13 protein-coding genes are annotated in these 18,610 nt (G+C 34.1%); 6 read left to right on the top strand and 7 right to left on the bottom strand.

Annotated elements, in window-relative coordinates:
• The first annotated feature begins 66 nt into the window (after positions 1–66).
• The 5 genes from L0669_RS06465 to L0669_RS06445 all read left to right on the top strand — a co-directional run bounded on the left by L0669_RS06465 (position 67) and on the right by L0669_RS06445 (position 6,936).
• Positions 67–372, top strand: coding sequence for a hypothetical protein (locus L0669_RS06465; RefSeq protein WP_263762172.1), 306 nt, complete (start codon positions 67–69; stop codon positions 370–372).
• 188 nt (positions 373–560) lie between these two features.
• The gene (locus tag L0669_RS06460) at positions 561–1,553 is read left to right on the top strand and encodes a hypothetical protein (protein ID WP_263762170.1); all 993 of its coding nucleotides are present in this window, start codon (positions 561–563) and stop codon (positions 1,551–1,553) included.
• A 185-nt stretch (positions 1,554–1,738) separates the two neighbouring features.
• Positions 1,739–3,691 carry a PKD domain-containing protein gene (locus L0669_RS06455; RefSeq protein ID WP_263762168.1) on the top strand — a complete coding sequence of 651 codons (1,953 nt, stop codon included), beginning with the start codon at positions 1,739–1,741 and terminating at the stop codon, positions 3,689–3,691.
• Between the two features lie 192 nt (positions 3,692–3,883).
• Positions 3,884–6,544 (top strand): CHAT domain-containing protein, encoded by a 2,661-nt coding sequence (locus L0669_RS06450; protein WP_263762166.1) that lies wholly within the window; start codon positions 3,884–3,886, stop codon positions 6,542–6,544.
• Positions 6,496–6,936: a retropepsin-like aspartic protease gene (locus L0669_RS06445; protein ID WP_263762164.1), complete on the top strand. Its 441-nt coding sequence runs from the start codon at positions 6,496–6,498 to the stop codon at positions 6,934–6,936. The genes L0669_RS06450 and L0669_RS06445 overlap by 49 nt, the downstream gene beginning before the upstream one ends.
• Before the next feature lie 112 nt (positions 6,937–7,048).
• Here the strand turns inward: L0669_RS06445 and L0669_RS06440 are convergent, their stop codons facing one another.
• From L0669_RS06440 to L0669_RS06420, 5 genes are all read right to left on the bottom strand, one after another.
• Entirely contained in the window at positions 7,049–10,225 is a 3,177-nt protein-coding gene (locus L0669_RS06440) for an efflux RND transporter permease subunit (RefSeq protein ID WP_263762162.1), read from the bottom strand.
• Between the two features lie 91 nt (positions 10,226–10,316).
• Positions 10,317–11,384 carry an efflux RND transporter periplasmic adaptor subunit gene (locus L0669_RS06435; RefSeq protein WP_173969952.1) on the bottom strand — a complete coding sequence of 356 codons (1,068 nt, stop codon included), beginning with the start codon at positions 11,382–11,384 and terminating at the stop codon, positions 10,317–10,319.
• Between the two features lie 9 nt (positions 11,385–11,393).
• Positions 11,394–12,728 (bottom strand): TolC family protein, encoded by a 1,335-nt coding sequence (locus L0669_RS06430; RefSeq protein ID WP_173969951.1) that lies wholly within the window; start codon positions 12,726–12,728, stop codon positions 11,394–11,396.
• A gap of 10 nt (positions 12,729–12,738) precedes the next feature.
• Entirely contained in the window at positions 12,739–13,338 is a 600-nt protein-coding gene (locus L0669_RS06425; protein WP_173969950.1) for a TetR/AcrR family transcriptional regulator, read from the bottom strand.
• A gap of 107 nt (positions 13,339–13,445) precedes the next feature.
• Positions 13,446–13,967: a YceI family protein gene (locus L0669_RS06420; RefSeq protein WP_173969949.1), complete on the bottom strand. Its 522-nt coding sequence runs from the start codon at positions 13,965–13,967 to the stop codon at positions 13,446–13,448.
• 268 nt (positions 13,968–14,235) lie between these two features.
• Between L0669_RS06420 and L0669_RS06415 the strand changes: the two genes are divergently transcribed.
• Positions 14,236–15,210 (top strand): polyprenyl synthetase family protein, encoded by a 975-nt coding sequence (locus L0669_RS06415; protein WP_263762160.1) that lies wholly within the window; start codon positions 14,236–14,238, stop codon positions 15,208–15,210.
• Positions 15,211–15,460: 250 nt separating this feature from the next.
• On the opposite strand, the gene L0669_RS06410 is transcribed toward L0669_RS06415, so the two are convergent.
• Both L0669_RS06410 and L0669_RS06405 read right to left on the bottom strand, forming a co-directional pair.
• Entirely contained in the window at positions 15,461–17,326 is a 1,866-nt protein-coding gene (locus L0669_RS06410) for an alpha,alpha-trehalase (RefSeq protein WP_263762158.1), read from the bottom strand.
• On the bottom strand, positions 17,316–18,536 hold the full coding sequence (locus L0669_RS06405; RefSeq protein ID WP_263762155.1) for an MFS transporter: 1,221 nt from the start codon (positions 18,534–18,536) through the stop codon (positions 17,316–17,318). Before L0669_RS06405 ends, L0669_RS06410 begins: the two co-directional genes overlap by 11 nt.
• Between the last annotated feature and the right edge of the window lie 74 nt (positions 18,537–18,610).

Raw genomic sequence — 18,610 nt, 5'->3', positions numbered from 1 at the left:
CTCACAGATTATTTAATTTAAAAATTCGTGCTCATTCGTGCAATTCGCGGCAAAAAAATAAACGAAATGGAAACCTATCAATTTGTAAACGAAAAAAACATAGAACAGTTTAACCAAATGATTTCGGCCAAAACCCGAAATGGCTTTGTAATCACAGAACATAATGACAAACTTCCTTATGTGGTTTTATCCAAAGAAAAAAAAGCAATCAACCATTCTCTTCATTTGTTTCTTACCTGCATCACATTCGGGCTTTGGTCAATTGTCTGGATTTATTTGATTATTACGCTTTCGCGGAAAAAAAACATTCTCGTTGCCATAGACGAAGACGGAAATTTATTCGAAGACAAATGCCTTTCAAAAGAAAATTAAAAAATAATAAAAACAGGGGTAACAATTTTATAAGCCAATTGATATAACATCAGAATACAAGTTTAAGAAATGTTTTTCGAAACCAGGGGTAACAATATCAAACCCAAATTGATATAACAATATAATTAACAACCAAAATCTGTGAACCAACTGAAACAATCAGAACAGATTTATAAAAACTAGAAATCATGAACACAAATTTTAAAAAATTAGGAGTTTTATTTTTATTGATAATCACTTTAGTAAGTTGCGACAACGGCGATGACAACAACAGTGAAAATCTTGTTTTACCACCAACCGCTGCCGCTTTTAAGAGCATTAGCGAACAAGGAGTTAAGAAAAATACACAAAAATTTACCATTACAGCCGGAACGGGTCTTGTGACCATAACCTCTGCAAAGGGAGTAAAATTAAACATCAACGGAGATTGTTTGACTAAAAACGGAGTTGCCGTAACCGGAGCTGTAGACATCGAATACATCGAACTTTTTGACAAAGGAACTATGCTAATCACCAACAAACCTACAATGGGTATTACAGCTGACGGAAAGAAAAATCTACTGATTTCGGGAGGAGAATTTTTCATAAAAGCCACACAAGGCGGTGTTGAACTTAAAACTTCCTGCAGCATGAATTTAATCGTACCAACTGCTTTAACTGACGGACTTGACAATGCCATGACTTTATGGAATGGTATAATTGATGAAAAAGGCGAACTTGCCTGGAAAGAAAACAAACCAAATGCCGACGGAACTGGCGGCGGAAAAGGTGGTGTACAAGGCGAAGGAACTAATTATTACGTAACTTTTGGCAACTTTGGCTGGACAAACGTAGACCGTTTCTATAGCGATCCAAGACCTAAAACTACTCTTCTTGTGGCTGCTCCTACAGGTTACGACAATAACAATAGTGCAGTTTATTTATCATACGATGGCGAAGGCAACAACGCATTGGCAAAACTAGATACTTATATCCCAGCAGGATTGTTTAGCGAACATTACGGACAAATCCCGATTGGTTTAAAATGTCACGTGATTTTTGCAACAGAATCTAATGGTCAATGGCGTTATGCGATCAAAGCGGTAACCGTTGCTGCAAACGATGTTTACACCTTTACTTTGGCCGAAACAACGGTGGGTACCGAAGCCCAACTTGTAGCCGCAATCAATGCTATTCAGTAACTTACAAAATACTTTTAAGAAAAAGTGGTGATTTGCTCATCACTTTTTTTTACATTTAATCCAGTTTTCAAATTCAATTCTGATCATTTTTAGAAGCTAATCCTGCTATTCGTTGCAATCTTTTCCTGGCTAAAGAAGCCAGAAAAAGGATTTCCACTACTATCAGGGCTAAAAAACCTCAAGTTATGAAACCACTATCGTCTATTTTCTTTATTCTATTTTCTATTCTCTCAATAGGACAAACCAAAGTAAAAGACACCATAACCCGTAGAGCCAATATTGTTTTTATACAAAACGGAAATGCCGTTACCTACAAACCCGAAACGCCGCCACTAATACCTATTGCCGGCGCACCAAAACCAAGTTATTCGTATTTATGGGAATTGGGCGACGGACATTACAGCAAAGAAGCCGAACCCAAACACGTCTATAAAAACAAAGGAATGTATACCACAAGACTTGCCGTAACCAACAATTACGACAACGGAAAACCTCCTGCAACACGACCTAAAAAAGTTGCCGTAAACGATATTACCGACACCAATTATAAAGACATTGCCTCAATCGCAGACCAAAACGGATTTGCAATCCTCAAAAATTGCGATCCCATTCCGGATCAGGAAATGGTAGTCGTAGTAGGTTATCAAAATCTTGAGAATTATGTAGCAAGCGGAAAGCTTTATTTGTTTTATAATGAGAAACAATTTAAGAGTAATAATTTCGAATTGGTTGATTTCAGGACTTATGCGAACGAACGTGAAGTAAAAGAAAAAACCGTTGCTTCGGTAAACGATCTTGAGGATTCTGATCGATATTTGGCTTCCGCCGAAAATAATTTCAAAATCAAAAAATACAGAAACACCACTACCGAAGAAGATCTTGATGCCTCTTTATTAGAAGCCAATAAAACCTATCATAACGTTTCGGTTTTAGAATTTGATGATGCTAATCCGGGTGAAACGCACAATGTATTTTATACGTTTAAAACCACTCCCGAAATGATCAAAGATACCAGCGCAACCGTTACCATGCGAGGTATTTTTGTACCCAACCGAAGTTATAAAAACCACAAAATAAAAAACCTCGAAATGGAAATCGTAACTTCTCACGATCCTAACAAAATGGGATCTAACGGAAGTTTTATGAATTACAGATTGGTCCGTTTTAAACGGGTAAATTTTAAAACACGTTTCCAGAACAATGGCGAAGGTCCTGCACGAATGATCAGGCTGGAAACTGATGTTCCGGATATGTTCGACAAAAAAACATTTAAGGTCGAAGACATGTACCCAAAATGTCCGATTTGTCCAAAAGATGAAGTTCCTACCGTGAGTTGTCTCGATACGATTATCAAAAAAAATCAAATTTTCTTTACATTCAAAAACATTTATTTGCCAGGAAGCGAGCAAAAAAATGTGCACGAAAAAGACAGTACAAAAGGCTTTGTAAAATACTCTATGAAATTTGCCGAAGATTTTCATAAAGTAAAAACCCGAAGCAGAACGGCAATTATCTTTGATAAAAACGAACCTATAATTACCAATTATGCCACTACGCGATTCTTGCCCGGAATTTCGATTGGTGCAAAAGCGGGTTATAATGTGTATCCTGATCTCGAAAAATCGACCAGTTATTTTGTGGGTGCGACCATTTCGCCTTTTAAATCGTATCGTTTTTACTGGCAGGCCGAATGGTTAAACGCGATCAACAAATACGAAGATGCTGCAACAGTAGTCGATCAAAATGTGGTAAACCCAAATGGTGTAAAACAATTTCAACGCACAACCACCACTACAGAAAACAAAAGCGTCAACTGGGAAATTCCGGTTTTGATAAGATATAACATTAATAATTATATTGGCGTTGGCGCGGGAGTTCAGGCCAATTTTGATGTTTCATCAGAACAAACGATAAACAAAAAAATTGAAAGCTTCGAAGGCGGAACTGATCAGTTTTTAATGGATACCAGAACCGAATCGAGTTCGGAGAAAAATTCGTTTGCCAATTTAAAAACAGGTCTTTTATTCGATTTGACATTAGGTTTCGCGAGAATCGGACCAAGTTTGGGCGCAAGATATGTGATGAATTTTGAACAGAATTTCAACTACTTTCAATTTTACGGAATCTGGAAGTTTTGATTTTTTTTCACCATATAAGTTATAAAAGTTCATATTATTTACTTTGTTGTATTAAATACAAATATCACCCTGAGCGAAGTCGAAGACTTATAGAAAAGGTCTTCGACTTCGCTCAGACGGACAAAAGCATATCAACATAATTGTAATATGCACTTTATGCCTTAACTTTAAAATTATGCGTACCAATATAATATGAACTTATATAACTTATATGGTTTAATCTTTCTTTTTTTTAGTCTGAATCTGTCAGCGCAGAGTCAGGAAGATAAAATATATAATGCAGTTGACGTTTTTGTAGCAAATCCTTCGGCGAAAGCCATAGAAAATTTAAACCAGATTGAATCGGCTTTTTGGAAAAATTTAAAACCAAAAACCAAAGATGAACTACTGGCAATTGTAGTTTTAAATTGCAATAAAGCCTATTATGAAAACCAATTCGGCCAAACCGAAAAAGCGATTTCGAGCTACGAAAAAGCTTGGCAAATTTATCAGAAAAACAAACTGAGCAGTTATGATATTATAGAATATTGCCTGAAACCTTTAGGCAATTTATATACGGTTTTGGGCGATTATGACAGCGCCGAAAATACGATAAAGCAATACTTTTTTATTGTAAATACTGCTAAAAATTATCCCGACGCTCAGAAACAAAAGTTTGCTGCGATCCTGAATTTATCGAATGTGTATCAGAGTTCCGGTAAAATTTCGTTGGCAATCGAATTATTAGAAAATACTCTAAAAACAGAAAAACTATCCAATTCGCAAAAAGGAATTTTATTGAATAATTTGGGGAATAGTTATTTGCTGAATTCTACCGGGAATTTGATGAGACCTGAAAATCATCGGAAAGCTGAAAACGCATTTCAATCTTCAATAACATATTTACAAAACGAAAAAAATCAATCAGAAACTTTATCGAATTCTTATAGAAATCTTGCGTCATTAAACAGACAATGGCAACGATTTGAGATTGCCAGTTCTTATTTAGAAAAAGCAGAAAAACTCTTTTTACAAACTCCCAGTCAACAACCAAGAAAACTAGCTAAACTTTATCACGAAAAGGCTTTATTACTTTTTGAAGAAAGAAAATATGTTGAAAGCGAAAAACAAATTCAGGCAATTTTTAGAATTTTAATTCCTAATTACAATTCCAAAAATATACTTCCAGATCAAAACCAATTATATGCAGAAACGGTTTTGATTGACGCGCTCGATCTGCAGGCTGAAATTTTAGAATTAAAACAACTTACAAAAGCACTTCAGGCTTTTGAACTTTCATTTTACATCGAAAATTTATTGATGAATTCTTTGATTTACGAAAACGCTAAAATTATTGCACAATTGCGATCACGTGATCGCACAGAAAAGTGTATTTCTATTTATGATCGATTGTATCAAAAAGAAGGTAAAATCAAATATTTAGAAGAAGCTTTTAAAATTTCTGAAAAAACAAAAGCTGGAATATTGCAACGTTATCGTTCGAATATTAAGAATGCTTCTGCAGAAGAAAAACAGTTTTTACACCAACTTCAAAACTTAAATAATGCTATTTTAAAAGAACAGCAGAAAGGTAATTTGGCTAATATTTCAGCAATAAATAAGTTTATAAAAAAACAAAACGAAATGATGCTTTCGTTGAAAAAAGTTCAATCAGAAAACCCCAACTATATTCCTGAAAAATGCGATTTAAAAGCCTTGTTTTCGAAATTAGAAAATGACAAAGCAATAATGGTTTATTATTTTATGGGATTTGAGAATCAATATTGTTTTACTTTGCAAAATAATCGAATTTCATTAAATAGACTTCAAGTTGGTGACGGAAAGATCTATAATATTATACATTTTATAAATTACTTCAATGATTCAAATTCAATTACGAATGACATTTCGGGTTATAATCACTCTGGAAAAACAGCTTACGATTTATTAAAATTACCTACAAATTATGTTTATCAAAATCTAATAATTGTTCCTGACGGAATTTTGAATTTCCTGCCTTTTGAAGCTTTGATTACGCAAGAATCATCAACAACAAATTTTGCCAAAATGCATTATTTATTGAATGATTTCAAGATTGCTTATAATACTTCTGCAACTATGTATTTCAATTCTAACCCCATTTCAAACTTAAAAAAAACAGTTTTGGGAGTTTTCCCGATTTTCGAAAAAACTGCTTTTGAATTGAGTTATTCGAAGAAAGAATTAGAATCTATCAAAAGTAATTTTAAAGGAAAATATTTAGAAAATTCTGAGGCAAGTTTTTCTAACTTTAAAAATAATGCCAACCTATACTCGATTTTACATTTAAGTACACACGCTTCTTCCGGCGATATCGAAACTCCGGCAAGCATTAAATTCTATGATCAGGAAATCTTATATTCAGAATTATATAACTTAAATATTAATCCGGATTTAGTGGTTTTAAGTGCCTGCGAAACCGGAATTGGCAAACTTTACAAAGCCGAAGGTGCGATGAGTGTGGCGAGAGGTTTTCAGTTTGCCGGAGCACAAAATTTATTGTTTTCTTTATGGAAGGTCAACGATTATACCACATCGGTTTTTATGACTGATTTTTATAAAAACATCAAAAATGATATTCCGTATTTTGAAGCCAATACGAATGCAAAACTTGCTTTTTTACAAGACAAATCAATCCCGAATGCGAAGAAATCTCCTTATTACTGGAGCTCATTTGTGTATTACGGTTCTGTTTCGGCTGAAGAAAAATCAACAAATTATATCTATTACATCATTAGTTTATTGATTGTAATTGGTTTATTTTTGGTTTTCAATCATTATCAAAAATGGAAAATCTTCACGAAGTTCTCAAAAAAGAGAAATACAAGAAAATAAAATTTAAGGTTATCAAGACACAACACCTTTTAATAAAAGCAAAGATTAATGGTGTTTCAGGAAATTTCATTTTAGATACCGGAGCATCGAATTCTTGTGTGGGTTTTGAAAGCATCGAACGTTTTGAACTCAATGCCAAAAAATCGAAAACCAAAGCTTCAGGCGCTGGAGGAACTGGCATGAAAACGCAAATTTCATCAAACAACCACTTGCAATTAGGAAGCTGGAAAAACAAAGATTTCAACCTTGTGATTTTTGATCTTTCGCATGTAAATGAGGCTTTAGAGGCTTATAAAGCAAAACCGGTTCACGGTATTATTGGTGCTGATGTTCTATTGGAAGGCAAAGCGATTATCGATTATTATAATCATTATTTGTACCTTAAACTTTAAATTCCAAATAAAAAAATTCCAAATTCCAATTTTAAACTTTTGAATTTAATGCATAAAAAAAATCCCAAACTCCTTTCGGAATTTGGGATTTTTCAGTCTAAAATTAAATCAATTAATGGGTATGTTTAGGATTAAAACCGTCTTCACTAACTTCTGTTGGCGTATAATCAGCGACCATTTCAGCTTCGTAATCGATTTTTTCTCCTTTAGAGAACTTATGAATTATTTTCTCCATGATATTATAAATAACCGGAACTACGATCAGGGTTAAGAATAAAGAAGAAATTAATCCTCCGATAATTACCCATGCCAATCCGTTTTTCCATTCAGCTCCTGCTCCAGATGCTAATGCAATTGGGAACATACCAAATACCATCGCAATTGTTGTCATCAGGATCGGACGTAAACGAGCGTGATTCGCCTGAATTAATGCCGTTCTGATTGATTCTCCAGCTGCTCTTCTTTGGTTGGTATAATCGACAAGCATGATCGCATTCTTACACACCAGACCAATCAACATGATGATACCTAAAATCGTAAAGATATTTAACGAGTTGTTTGTTAATGCTAAGGCTAACATCGCCCCGATAAACGAAAGCGGGATAGCAAACAATACCACAAACGGGTGAACGAAACTGTCGTACAAACTCACCATTACTAAGTAAACCAAAATAATTGCAGCCAATAAAGCGATTCCTAAAGTACCAAATCCTTCAGATTGGTTCTCCTGGTCACCACCCCAGATATAGTTTACTCCGGCTGGTTTTTTAAGTTTGTCTAATTTTGCCTGCCATTGTGTTACGATTGTTCCTGAAGGAACCCCAACGTTTTGTCCTTTTACAGTTACAGAAGCAGATTTATCTCTACGCTCTAACTGGCTAGGTCCTGAACCTTCTGTAATATCAGCAAATTGCGATAACTTAATTTGTTGTCCTGCTGCATTAATAAATATCAAATTACTTACGTCGGTAATACTTTTTCTGTCGAATGCATTATATCTGATGTTGATATCGTATTCGTATTCACCAGCTCTGTATTTACCATCTGTATTACCACTAAAAGCAGTTTGCATGGTTAAACCAACTGTTTGAAGTGTTAATCCTAAAGCAGCCATTTTATCACGATCTACTTTTACGTTGATCTCAGGATTTCCGTCTTCAACAGTTAATTTAATCTCTGTTGTTCCGGGAATTGTACGTAATTCAGCTTCAGCTAATTTAGCAAATGCCATTGCACTTTCTGTAGAAGGACCTGTTACAATTAATCCTAATGTAGCATCTTCAGCAGTACCTAAGATACCTACAGGAACTGTTTTTACTTTTGCTCCAACTAATACTTTTTCAAGCTTACGTTTAATTTTTGCAGCATAAACATTCGCGTCATCTTTACGATCTTTTTGTTCGATCATTTTTACGTCGATCTCTGCTTTGTAAGCTGTAGCCTGCGATGCTCCAAAACCTTCTGAGGTTTGTCCTACCGTTGTAATCTGGCTATGAACATATTCTTGCGCTTTTAAATAAGCTTCGGCTTTTTGAGTCATGAAGTTCGTTTGTTCTAACGAAGCATCTTTTGGCATTTCGATCTGAACTAAGAATTCCCCACTATCAGATGATGCGAAAAACTCTCCTCCAATGAATCCACCTCCCATTAATCCTATTGTAGATCCGAAGAATAATATTAATACAACAGCAAGAGTTTTATAATAATGATCTAAACACCAAGTTAATAATTCAGAAACCCAGTTAGTGAAACGTGTTAAATAACTTTCGAAACCAAGAATAATTCTTCCAAATAAATTCTTTCCTTCAATATGCTCTAATTTACCATAACGAGATGATAACCAAGGAATAATAGTAAACGAAGCTAAAAGTGATAGTAAAGTTGATATAATTACGGTAACACAAAATTGTGTAATGATATTAGAAACCAATCCTGAACTCATCGCGATTGGTAAAAATACTACCACAATTACTAATGTGATCGAAGTTACCGTTCCCCCAATTTCGGCCGTACCATCGTATGATGCACGAATTCGGCTTTTACCCATCTCCATGTGCCTGTAGATATTTTCTAATACCACAATCGCATCATCGACCAGAATACCTACCACAAGAGATAATCCTAATAAACTCATTAAGTTTAAGGTGTATCCCATTAAATATATACCAATAAAGGTTGCAATTAATGATGCCGGAATAGAAACCATTACGATCAACGAGTTTCTAATACTGTGCAGGAAGAACAACATTACAAATGCTACCAGAACTACCGCAATTAATAAATCGTGTACTACAGAGTCTGCCGCTTCAAGCGTAAAAACGGTACTGTCTTTTGCAACTTCTAGTTTTAACTGATTTTCTTTGTAATCTTTTTCAAGAATAGCAATTGTTTTTAATAACTGCTCACTTACCGCCACCGCATTCGCATCAGATTGTTTTACGATTTGTAAAACGATAGCACTTTTTTGATCTACACGTGATATTTTTTCAGCAATTTTTTGAGTATCCTGAACATCGGCAATATCACTTAAACGAACCTGAATTCCGTTTTGAGAAGAAACTACTAAGTTTCTTAATTCCTCAACACTTTTATATTTACCCGCTAAACGAATTAATATTTTTTGATCACGAGTCTGGATATTTCCTGTTGGGAAATCTAAGTTCGAAGTCAAAATAGTTTGTTGTACCTGAGGAACAGATAATCCGTAACCCTGCATTTTTAACGCATCAAGGTTTACCTGAATTTCACGTTCTGAACCACCAATGATATTTACCTGAGCAACACCTTGTACACGAGATAAAATAGGCGCAATTTTTTTGTCAATTAAGTCATAAAATGCTGCTTCATCCATTTTTCCGTTGGCACCCAGTGTCATGATTGGTAAATCACTCAGCGAGAACTTGGTTAGTGCCGGCGTTTTTACATCATCCGGTAAATCACTAATGATCGCGTTTATTTTACGCTGTGCATCATTTAAAGAGAAATCGACTTTTGCATTTGATGTTAAAGTAATCGAAACGATAGATAAACTTTCGTATGATTTGGAGTCAATTTTCTTGACATTCTCTAAAGACGCAATCGCATCCTCTATTTTCTTGGTTACGGTATTTTCTACCTCACTTGGAGAAGCTCCCGGATAAACAGTAGAAATAGTAATAACGTTTTGTTCAAATTTTGGGATCAGCTCATAGCCTAACTGGCTGTAGCTAAACAATCCACCAAGGGTTAGAATCGTAAACAATACAATTACTAACGATGGACGTTTTATGGATATTTCGGCTAATTTCATATATGTTTTTTTATGCTTTAAGCTTTACGCTATAGGCTTTAGGCTTTTGAGAAACGCTTAAAGCCTATAGCTTACGGCTTATAGCCTACAATTATTTAATAATTTCTACAGTATTACCGTCTTGTAAGTTAATTTGACCTGTAATTACTACAGTTTCTCCGTCAGATAATCCTTTGATGATTTCAACCTGATCTCCTAAAATTCTTCCAGCAGTTACTTTTCTTAATTTTGCAACACCATTTTCAACTACAAAAATCTCGTTACTGCTCACACTTCCTACGAAAGCATTTCTTGGTACAACCATAAGGTGTTGTTTTTGTTGGTTTGATGCAAAGTTTGCAGTTCCGTACATACCCGCTTTTAGGTCGTTATTTACATTATTTGTAATTTCAATTTCAACCGGGAAGTTTAAAGACTCATCTGCTTTTGCAGCAATAAAAGTAATTTTCCCTGAGAACGTTTTATCAGGATAAACACTTGCTGTTACATTAATTTGGTTTCCTACTTTTAAACTAGCAACCTGATTTTCGTTTACTGTAACCACTAATTTTAATTTAGAAACGTTTACGATATCAAACAAAGCAGTTGCAGGCATACCTGTTAAGATAGATCCCGGCTCAATGTATTTTTTATTGATAAAACCATTAATTGGAGCTTTTACTTTAGTATCTCCAACATTAATGTTTGCTTGTTTTAAATTAGACTCAGCATTTGTTAAAGCTAATTTTGCCTGATCTAATTGTTGTTTTGTAACTCCGCCAGTTTTAAAAGCATTTTCGTATCTGCTATAATCAGATTTTGCATTTTGATAAACAGCCTGAGCTTGTTGAGCGCTTACATTAATTACATCACCTCTCATTGTTAATAAAGTCTGACCTACTTTTACGTAATCTCCTTCTTTAGCTAAAACACTAATTACTTTTCCTGATTTCTCAGCAGAGAATGTTAACTGCTGAATGGGTTGAAAGTTTCCGTTTGCTACGAAATCTAATGAAACTTCTTCTGTTTTTACAGGAGCTACTTTTACTGAAACTGCAGCATTTTTTTCTGCTACGATATCTGTTTTTTCTTTATTCTCTTTCTTATTATTATTTAAGACATATCCAATCACACCCAGCGCTGCGATTATGATTACGATTGTTATAATAGTTTTCTTCATTTTGTTTAGTTATTTAATAAGAGTTTTAAGTTCGCCTTTTGATTTGATTAGTGCTACTTCGGCAATTTTGTAATTCAATACTGCTCTGGTAAAGTTATTTTGAGCTTCAAGTTGTGCATTTTCAGCATCTAACAAATCTGTTAATGATGCTAATCCCTGAAGGTAATTGTTTTTTGTGTTGCTTAAGATTTCAGTAGCCAATTGCATGTTTTCTTTTTGATTCTTAATCGTTACAAGATTATTATCAATATCAGCCATTGCATTTCTGTAATCTAAATCAAGTGAAAGTTTGGTATCTTTCATATCTTCCTGAAGCGATCTGATTTCTACATCGGCTTGTCTTACTTTAGCACGAGTTCCGAATCCTGTAAAAATTGGCACGTGCAGGTTTAATCCAATTGCTGAGTAATCTGACCAATACACACCATCTGAAGGTTTTGCAAACCAAGGCATTTGTGGCCCCTGACCAATATAATTATAACCGGCAGTTAAAGAAAGTGTTGGATAATATCCTGCTTCAACAGCTTTTTTATTGTACACTAAAAGCTCTTCTTGTTTTTTCAAAAGCAAATATTCTGTTCTGTTTTCAACATTTGGTACTTCTGTTAATGCAGCAGGAACAACTTCAAACTCTTCTTTTGGCATATCAATTATAGTTTCGATAGGCATACCCATATAAAACTTCAATGCATTTTCCTGTAAAGTAATTTGATTTTTAATTTGCTGACGTTCTGTATCTATGTTCGACATTTTAACTATGATACGATCTAAGTCAATTTTTTTAGCTAAACCGTTATCAAATTGTCCTTTTACGATGTCACGAACTTTTGTTGTGTTTACGTAATTACTGTCTAATAAAACTAATCTTTCTTTTTGTACATAAACTGAATAGTAGTTATTAGCTACTCTTTCAATTACTTGCTCTTCTGTCAGCTGATCGTTTATTTGATAAAACTCACGAGTAGATCTCGCTGCTCTTAATCCTGTAAAAACAGATTGATCAAATATCGTCTGAGTTAATGAAACTCCTGCGTTTGAAGTCCATTTTTGACCAAATGCTGCCTGAATTGTAGTTCCTGGCTGACCAAATCCTGCTCCATCAATAACAGTTGTCTGAATGATCGGATTGTGTGTTAAGTTTCCGTTTGCAGAAATTTGAGGCAACGCTCTTGATCGCACTTCCTGAATTTTGTACTCACTATTTTCAACCTGTAATCTTGCTTTTTTTGCATCGGCTTTATTTTCAAGCGCATAAACAAGAGCATCTTTCAGGGTTAGTGTTTTGACTTGTGCGTTGGCAGACAAGCCAATTGAACACAAAAATATAAGAATTATTCGTTTCATAGATTGATGATTAAATAGTAATTTTTTTAAGTTGTTTTTCTAATTCCAGTATTCCTTTTTCGGTTGCCATAGCTCTTGTATGGTATTCCAATGCTTCTAATTCTATTTTTTGTGCTTCTCTTTCTGAGACTGTTGTGGCGTTTATATGAAAAATTAAGGTGTAATAAAATTTTACATATAAATCTATATTTAAGTCCGGTCTGTAAAGACCTTCACGGATTCCTTTTAAGATATTATCTCTGAAATAATGATTGCACTGATCGATTTCATGCGTCATTATATTTTGATAGATTTCAGGATAATGTTTTTTTAACTGATAAAGAGGTGATGTATCGGTTGCGTTTTTAAACATATCGCGAAACATTTCTCTAATTTCAAAATTTTCATGAATGGCGTTATAATTTTTCACTACAATAGTATCAATAACGTCATGAACTTGCTGGTGAACTGTAGAGGTACTTTCTTCGATCAGGACTTCTTTATTACAGAAATATTTGTAGATCGTTTTTTTCGAAATACACATTTCACCTGCTATATCATCCATCGTAACACTCTTAAAACCCAGTTTTAAAAATAACTCGGTCGCTTTTGATATAATTTTCTCTTTCATTTTAATTTTCAAATTATATTACAAATATACTCAGGAAACTAAAATCAGAAAAATAGTTTCCATGATATTTGTAATAATTTTACATTAACTTATTCATTGTGTAAGATTTATATACTAAACTCTAAATTTGCAATTAGTTTAATATCTTTTCCTAAAGCTAAACCTCCGTTATGATTGAACGAATTATAATCTAAACCAAAATCCTGACGTTTGATATCTCCTTTAATTTCAAAAGCTACTTTTTTCTCGCCATTGTAATTGTTAACGCCAATAAACTCAGCATCAAGTTCTACTACTCTGGTTACATCTTTTATCGTTAAATCTCCTTTGAAGAAATTGATGTTATTGTTTACTTTTTGAAAAGAAGTCGATTTGAAACTAATAATAGGGTGCTCATTTACATCAAAAAGATCCTGAAGTTGTAAATAAGTATCGATTTGTTGAAAACTATCTTTTTTGTTATTGATATCTAAAGAAAACTCAACCGATGCATCTTCAATTTCATTGTCTTCGATGTTCACATAACCATCAAATTTATTAGTCGTTCCTCCCATATAAGCAATTATCGAATGTCTCATTTTGATTAAAACATCTGATTGGCTAGAATCTAAGGTCCATGTTGTTTTCATAAATATTTGATTTTAGTGAATTTATAAATCATTCAAATTTCCAATGGAAACTTTTACAGTGTTCTGAGTTTCCAATTAAAAGTGCAAATATAGACAGGAAACTCTAAACACCAAAAAAGTTTCCAAGTTTTTTAAAAAATAATTTTAACACCTTAAGAATTAAGGGTTTTAGAGGCATTTTGAAGTGGAAACTCGCATTTAAAACTTTAAGAAAGGAATAATTCATTATGAATCGTATCTTTGGAGCTCGCAATTCAGATTATATTTTATGCACGATATTAGCCAATACCAGGATTTTTTTATCAGTTATTTAGAAAAACAAACCATTAGTAAAGAGCCTAAAAACCTTTATGAACCAATTGAATATATTTTAGATCTTGGCGGAAAACGCATGCGTCCTGTACTTACTTTAATGGCTTCAGAAGTTTTTGATACCGATTATAAAGTAGCGCTTCCGGCGGCAATGGCGGTTGAAGTTTTTCATAATTTCTCCTTGGTTCATGATGATATTATGGATGATGCGCCTTTGCGAAGAGGACAGGAAACGGTACATGAAAAATGGGATCTGAATACGGGAATTCTTTCCGGTGATGCGATGCTGATTCTGGCTTATCAATATTTTGAACAATACGAACCGGCTGTTTTTAGAGACTTAGCAAAACTGTTTAGCAAAACAGCGCTTGAAGTTTGCGAAGGACAACAATGGGATGTTGATTTCGAAAAAAGAAACGATGTTACGATTCCGCAATATCTAAAAATGATCGAATATAAAACTGCTGTTCTCGTTGCTGCTGCCATGAAAATGGGTGCAATTGTAGCCAAAACTACCGAAAAAGAAGCCGATTTTATTTACGATTTCGGATTAAATTTAGGATTGGCTTTCCAGCTTCAGGATGATTATCTGGATGCTTTTGGAGATCCGGAAACTTTTGGAAAACAAGTTGGCGGTGATATCATGGTCAATAAAAAAACTTATTTATACCTGAAAGCACGCGAATTTTCATCAGCTGAAAAAGCATTAAAATTAGAAAAATTATTCAGTTTACAACTAGATGATAATACCGAAAAAATAGCCACTGCAAAAGCTATTTTTAATGAATCGGGAGCTTCAGCTGCGACTCAGGATGCCATAGAAATGTACACTTTTAAAGCTTTTGAAACTTTAGACAAAATGGATATCAGCACTGAAAAGAAAGATATTCTTAGAACTTTTGGTGAGAATTTAATGGGAAGAAAGGTTTAGTTTTTTCTGCCACAGATTAAAAGGATTAAAAGATTTTTTTTCGCCACGAATTTCACGAATCTCCGCGAATTTTTATCGTAATTAAATTAGTGAAAATTGGTGAAATTGCTTCGCTTGTTCACTATCACTCGAGTCGTGGCAAAAAAATTTCACATTTACATACAGCAAACCCGACAGGTTTTAAAAACCTGTCGGGTTTATTATTTGAAAACTAATACAATCAGTGAAAATCTTTTAATCTGTGGCTATTCTAAAACAAATCATCAGGATCTACTAAATCTGATAATTTTTGTTTTAAATCGTCTTCTAAAATTGTTAATCCGTATTGGTAAGAAGCGTTCATCCAGCCAAAACCTTCTTCGGTTATAAAATCAAATTCGGTTCCTACGTTTCCGTATTCTGCAAAGATTTTGTGCGAGCTTATCGATAAATCAAATTTCTCCGGAATGGTTCCGTTATAATCAACTGCGTTTCTGGTAATGAGCCAAAGCCAGCGATACACCATTTCCTGCGCTTCTTCATTGAAATTATAATTGAGCAAACCTTCCCATAAAAGCATTTGGTGCGGAGCCCATCCAAACGGATAATCCCATTGTCGTATTGGTGCATTTTCATCAACACTGGCAATCGATTCTTTGGTACTTCCGGCAATTCCGCCTTTCATTTTAAATCTTGGAAGTGTCTTTTTAACCAAAATTTCAGCTTGTTCCTGCGTACTTATTTTTGCCCAAAGCGGATAAAATGTTGGCGCAGCTTCAAAGAAATGCTGTTTTTCATTCACAAAATCATAATCAAGATAACATCCATATTCTGTATTCCAGCATAATTCGTTGATTTTGCCCTTTCTGGAAGCGGCTTTAGAAAGCCAATATTCACTTGAAAAAGATTTGTCTTCAAAATATTGAAATTCGTTTTTAAAATACTTTTTAATCAAAAAAGCAATGTCGGTTTCGTATTTATAAAGTAAACTATTGATGGCAACTGTATTTAAATTGGCACAAACTCCCACCAATCTGTTAGTTGTATCATGTCCGCTTTCGCGCATACTTCTATCATGAATAAAATATTTATCGAGTTCAGCATCGATGACTTCTCTTTCGAGATATTTCTTCTCGAAATCGCGTGTTGAGAGATTATATTTTGGCGCATATTGTTCGAGAATATCATCAAAATGGCCTTCTTCTACCTCAAACGGAAGTCCGATTCCTTCTGCTTTATAACGATTTAATCCATTTGCTGTAAGACGTTTTCCTTCTTCCATCCAAACGGTTTGGTATTCTTTTATGGCTGTTTTCAGATGTCTTTCGATCCAGAAAATATCCGGATTTGACTTTTCTAAAACATCAATAATCAACGATGTGTACAACGGCGGTTGCGTACGGGTCAAGTAATAACTTCTGTTTGCGTTTAGGATTTTTCCATAATGATCAATCTGATATTTAAAGTTCTCCGCAATACCTAAAGCAAGCTCGATTTTATCATCAATCAAAAGTCCTTTGGCAATAAAATAACTGTCCCAACCGTACATTTCATTGAATCTTCCTCCGGGAACTACAAACGGAACTCCTGAAATTTCATTGTTTTTTATCTGAAGTGCCAAAGCTAAAATTCCGGGCTTTTTATTAAGCGACAAAACATATTCTGGCGAAATATTCTTAGGCATTTGCACCACTTTCAATTTTGGCGTTACAGCTTCTAATTTTTTGAAATAATCAAAAACTATTTCGTCGCCAAAAGGCACATACAAATAAGCCAGTTCATTTTCGATCTTATTGTCTTCCAGAATTTTCTTTACGCCATCAGCATCAATTGTTCGGGTAAGACCTTTCCAGTACAGATTTTTTATTTTTCCGGAAATTCTTTTTACCGGATCTTCGGTAATTTCATTGAGATCAATTTCAGCAAATTCGGTATTGTTTTTTTTAGCCAAAGCCAATTCCTGCAATAAATTCGAAAGCTGATAAGTTCCTTCGATTAAAGCAGAATTTCCGTTTTCATCATGCAACAAAAACTTTTTTGGACCATTATCGTCAATCGTTATTTTTTTATCGCCATCAGTATCTTCCTGAGCCAATAATTTTTCGATGGTTTGGGCTATATGGATTTTAAATTTCATCTTTTGCAGTTATTTTTTTGAGAATAAAAAAGGATATTAATAATAAAGACATTGGAATTAAAGTAAAGTAAAAGGCTTTTTCCGGTCCTTCATTTTTAAACAACCAGCCTGTTATTCTGGAACCTAATGTTCCGCCAAGGGCAGAAAATATTACAATTAATCCGGTCATTGAGCTTTGCAAATTCTTTGGTAAAGCACTTAACACAATAGAATTTAGTAAGGGATAAATGGGCGCTATAAATAATCCTATTAAAGGAAATGCAAAACCAATTAAGGGTATATCTGAAAGTGTATCGATATTTTTTACCTCGAGACCTACAGTTTTAGGAAGTACAAAAACAACAATTAACATTGCCGAAAAAATACAGAAACTTAAAACCCAGATCCAGTTGACTTTTTTGGTTACAATACCTGCAATTAATCTCCCGACAGCCAATGAAATAGCCAAAATACTCGCCATCATTATACTAATATTTTCCGGTAAATGAAGCACTTTTGTATTGAATGTTGGCAACCACGAAAGGATTCCCTGCTCGATCATAACAAATAAAAAGACACTAATAACAAAAATAACGGTAAGCAATTTTGCCATTAATTTGAACATTTGCATGAAATCATCTTTGAGATTTGCTCCTGCCGAAACTTCGGGCTCTTTGAATTTTACAAAAAATAAAAACAAAAATGACAGGAACGATAATGCAGCCAAAAACCAATATACATTTAACCATGAATTAGGATCGTTTTCGTTATTAAAAGCGGGAAATAAAAAATAAGCCAACGCAATACCCACCATAAAAAACCCTTCGATACTACTCATCAAAGCATTGTGTTCTTTTTTGGTTTCGGTCACGGTGCCAATTAGCGAATAAACCGAAACTTTGATTAAGGCAAATGAAACTCCAACGGTTGCAAAAAGAATCTTGGCATTGTCGAATGAGTTTCCAAAATACATAGAAATGCAAGCTAAAGTAACTAAAGCCAAACCTATCAGCATCGATTTTCTATAGCCTATTCTGGGTAAAAAAGAGGCTATAAAAAAGGATACAATAGCAATGGGCATGTCTTTGAAAGCTTCTAAAATACTTGCCTGAACTTCATCGACTCCGTAATTTTTTTGCGATTTTAAAATCACAATACCTACGCTGTTTAATAAAATAGCGAAGACAAAATAATTGAGGTAAAGTGAGATTTTGATTCCTATGTTTTTCATTTTTTTATTTGTCTTTGCTTTGTGGTTACTGTGCGGAGACGCACTGCTGTGCGCCTCTACAGTAACTTTATATT

The sequence above is a fragment of the Flavobacterium bizetiae genome (assembly GCF_024271895.1).
In the GTDB taxonomy this organism is placed as follows: Bacteria; Bacteroidota; Bacteroidia; order Flavobacteriales; family Flavobacteriaceae; genus Flavobacterium; species Flavobacterium bizetiae.
The sequence above is the reverse complement of the archived record's forward strand: the minus strand, read 5'-3'. Positions and strand labels throughout refer to the sequence as shown.